Consider the following 3,865-nt stretch of genomic DNA (forward strand, 5'->3'; position numbering starts at 1 on the left):
GCTATGTGTCGCCCCACGCTGAAGATTTGCTCGGTTATCCCCTGTCCCATTGGCTGATCCCGGGGTTCTGGCGCAACATTATTCACCCGGCGGACCTGACCCGCGCACAAGCGTTCTGCGACCACGAAGTGTTGGCCGGCCGCGATCACAGCCTCGATTACCGGGTGATCACCGCCGACGGCCGCTGCCTGTGGGTACGCGATATCGTCAGCCTGATCGAGCACGGCCATGAACCCGTGATGCGCGGCCTGATGATTGATATCAGCGAAACCAAGCGCACGGAAGAAGCCCTGCGCCTGTCGGAGCAGAAGTTCGCCTCGGTGTTCCAGCAATGCCCGGACATTCTGGTGATTGCACGGCTGTCGGACGGCTGCCTGCTGGAGGTCAACGAAGCCTTTGAAGAACAGATCGGCCTGAAAGCCGAAGAGGTCATCGGCCAGACCGCCACCGAGCTCAACATCTGGGGCATTCCCGGGGTCGGGCCGGGGTTGTTGCAGCGATTGCAGGCCGGCAGCATCCGCAACCTGGAGATGCCCTTTCGCCGCCACAATGGCCAGGTGTTCACCGGCCTGATCTCTGCCGAGCCGTTCGACCTCGACACCACGCCGGCGCTCGTGGTCGTGGTGCGCGACATCACCCAGCTCAAGGAAACCCAGCAACAACTGCAAACTTCCGAAGAGAAGTTCGCCAAGGCCTTCCATGCCTCGCCGGACGGTTTGCTGCTGTCGCGCCAGAGCGACGGCTTGCTGCTGGAGGTCAACGAAGGCTTCAGTCGCATCACCGGTTTCAATAGCGCCATGTCGGTGGATCGCTCGGCGCTGGATCTGGGCATCTGGGTCAACCTCAACGAACGCAAGCAGATGCTCGACCTGCTGCACCGCGACGGCTTCGTCCGCGACTTCACCTGCCATATCCGCCGCAGCGACGGGCAGATTCGCCTGTGCGAAGTGTCCAGCCGACCGCTGCCGATTGGCGAAGAAGACTGCATGCTGACCATCGCCCGCGATATCACCGAACGTCATTTGATGCAGGAAAAACTGCAACAGGCTGCGACCGTGTTCGAGAGCACCGCCGAAGGCGTGTTGATCACCGACACCCAGCAACACATCAGCGCAGTCAATCGCGCCTTCACCGAAATCACTGGCTACAGCGAAAGCGAAGCCCTCGGCCATACACCGCGCCTGCTCGCCTCCGGCCTGCACGACAGCGCGTTTTATGCAGCGATGTGGCACCAGTTGACCGACGAGGGACACTGGCAAGGCGAAATCTCCAACCGGCGTAAAAACGGCGAGCTGTATCCGAGCTGGCTGACCATCAGCGCCGTGCGCAATCGCGACAAATTCATCACCCACTTCGTCGCGGTGTTTGCCGATATTTCCAGCCTCAAGCACGCCCAGGCCAAGCTCGATTACCAGGCGCATCACGACCCGCTGACCGGCCTGCCGAACCGCACCCTGTTTGAAAGTCGCCTGCTCACCGCGTTGAACAGCCAGCAGGAAAACGGCGGTCAGGGCGCGGTGCTGTTTCTCGATCTCGACCGCTTCAAGCACATCAATGACAGCCTCGGTCACCCGGTCGGCGACCTGCTGCTCAAGGGCATCGCGGTGCGTTTGAAAGAACAGCTGCGCGACATCGACACCGTCGCCCGTCTGGGGGGCGATGAATTCATCATCCTGCTGCCTGGCCTGCACCAGGCCAGCGATGCCGACCATATCGCCACCAAACTGCTCAACTGCTTCGGCGCACCGTTCCAGGCCGGCGAACACGAGTTCTTCATCAGCGCCAGCATCGGCACCAGCCTGTATCCGCGCGACGGTTGCGATGTCGCCACTCTGGTGAAAAACGCCGATGCGGCGATGTACCGCTCCAAGGCCAAGGGCCGCAACCGCGTCGAAAGCTACACCCGCGACCTCACCGCCCAGGCCAGCGAGCGCGTGGCGCTGGAACACGAGTTGCGCCGGGCCATCGAGCGCGATGAATTACTCCTCTACTACCAGCCGAAAATCAGCCTCGACGATCATCGACTGGTCGGCGCCGAAGCGCTGATTCGCTGGCGCCACCCGACCTTTGGCGAGGTGCCGCCCGAGCACTTCATCCCGCTGGCCGAAGAGAACGGCATGATCCTGCAGATTGGCGACTGGGTCTTGGAGACCGCGTGCCGGCAGATGTTCGAGTGGAACCAGGTCTACGACAGCCTCGGCCCGCTCTCGGTCAACCTCGCCGGTGCGCAGCTGCGCCAGCCAAATCTGCTCGGACGCATTGAGCAACTGCTCAAAGACAACCGTCTGATGCCGGATTTACTGCAACTGGAGATTACCGAGAACTTCATCATGAGTCAGGCCGAGGAGGCTCTGGCCGTGCTGCACCAACTCAAACGCCTCGGCGTACAACTGGCCATCGACGACTTCGGCACCGGCTATTCCTCACTCAGCTACCTCAAGCGCCTGCCGCTGGACATCCTCAAGATCGACCAGTCGTTCGTCCGCGGCCTGCCGGACGATCCCCACGACGCGGCGATTGTGCGGGCGATCATCGCCCTGGGCCGGAGCATGCAATTCACCGTGATCGCCGAAGGCGTCGAAACCCAGGCCCAGCAACAATTCCTCGCCGCCGAAGGCTGCGAACAGATCCAGGGCTACATCGTCAGCCTGCCGCTGCCACCGGAAGAGTTCGCCGCGACGTTTCTTCGCGCAACCGTATCGGATTATTCGGATAGCACAGCAGAGAAACCGTCGCTATAATCCGCGACCTACTGAGGGCCTATAGCTCAGTTGGTTAGAGCAGAGGACTCATAATCCTTTGGTCCACGGTTCAAGTCCGTGTGGGCCCACCACATTTGAAAGCCGCGCATTGCGCGGCTTTTTCGTTTCCGCGTTCAGCCCCCGACAACGATAAGGGGCTTACATATCCAGTCGGTTGACGCTGTAACATGCTCCACCAAGATTCGCGCCCCATGGAGCCTCCCTTGCCCGACATCCGCCCGCCCGTGCTTGATGAAATCGACCGCCAGCTAATCGCCGCCCTGCAGATCAACGCCCGCGAGAGCGTGGCCATGCTCGCCCGGCAGTTGGGTATTGCGCGCACCACCGTGACTTCGCGGCTGGCGCGGCTGGAAAAGGCCAAAGTGATCACCGGGTATGGCGTGCGCCTGGGGCAGCGGGTGGTCGATGGCGGGTTGCAGGCGTATGTCGGGATCAAGGTGCAGCCGCGTTCCGGCAAAGAGGTGTTGCGGCGCTTGAGTGCGATGGCGCAGGTGCAGCAGTTGTGTGCGGTGAGTGGCGAATTTGACTATGTGGCGTGGTTGCGCACGGATTCGCCGGAGCAGCTGGATCAGTTGCTGGATCAGATTGGCAGTGTGGATGGGGTGGAGAAGACCACGACGTCGATTATTTTGAGTAGCAAGATTGATCGGGGGCAGCCGGTTTAAGGTTGTGTCCGGACTTCTCGGGTGGATTACAAGGCCTCTTCGCGAGCAGGCTCGCTCCTATATTTTGGTCGGTGTGTAGTCTCTAATCGTCATATTGTTCAGTTAATTAGCAAAACGACGACACTTTGCGTCTTATTAACGTGTTCTACGCTCCCTAGAATGGCTGGCATCTTTTCCTATACTCAGACGCGCACTCAGCGTCGGTTCGCCAGCAAGGTCAGCCATGAACAAGAACAATCGCCATCCTGCAGACGGTAAAAAGCCAGTCACCATTTTCGGTCCGGACTTTCCCTTCGCTTTCGACGACTGGATCGAACACCCGGCAGGTCTCGGCAGCATTCCTGAACACCATCACGGCGCGGAAGTGGCGATTGTCGGCGCGGGTATCGCCGGCCTGGTGGCCGCTTACGAACTGATGAAGCTCGGCTTGAAACCGGT

The 3,865-nt window shown here is 60.6% G+C and carries 3 protein-coding genes and 1 tRNA gene; all 4 read left to right on the forward strand.

The window, feature by feature from the left end; translation table 11 throughout:
* The coding region (locus tag DBR24_RS16800; protein WP_128615309.1) for an EAL domain-containing protein at positions 1-2,741 on the forward strand (2,741 nt) is incomplete at its 5' end.
* Positions 2,742-2,756: 15 nt separating this feature from the next.
* A tRNA-Ile gene (locus DBR24_RS16805) sits at positions 2,757-2,833 on the forward strand.
* Between the two features lie 132 nt (positions 2,834-2,965).
* Positions 2,966-3,427, forward strand: coding sequence for an Lrp/AsnC family transcriptional regulator (locus DBR24_RS16810; RefSeq protein ID WP_007910086.1), 462 nt, complete (start codon positions 2,966-2,968; stop codon positions 3,425-3,427).
* Between the two features lie 223 nt (positions 3,428-3,650).
* Positions 3,651-3,865: NAD(P)-binding protein (locus DBR24_RS16815; protein ID WP_158277040.1), on the forward strand; the 215-nt coding region annotated here is incomplete at its 3' end.

The organism is Pseudomonas sp. HMWF006 (genome assembly GCF_003061205.1).
In the GTDB taxonomy this organism is placed as follows: Bacteria; Pseudomonadota; Gammaproteobacteria; order Pseudomonadales; family Pseudomonadaceae; genus Aquipseudomonas; species Aquipseudomonas monsensis.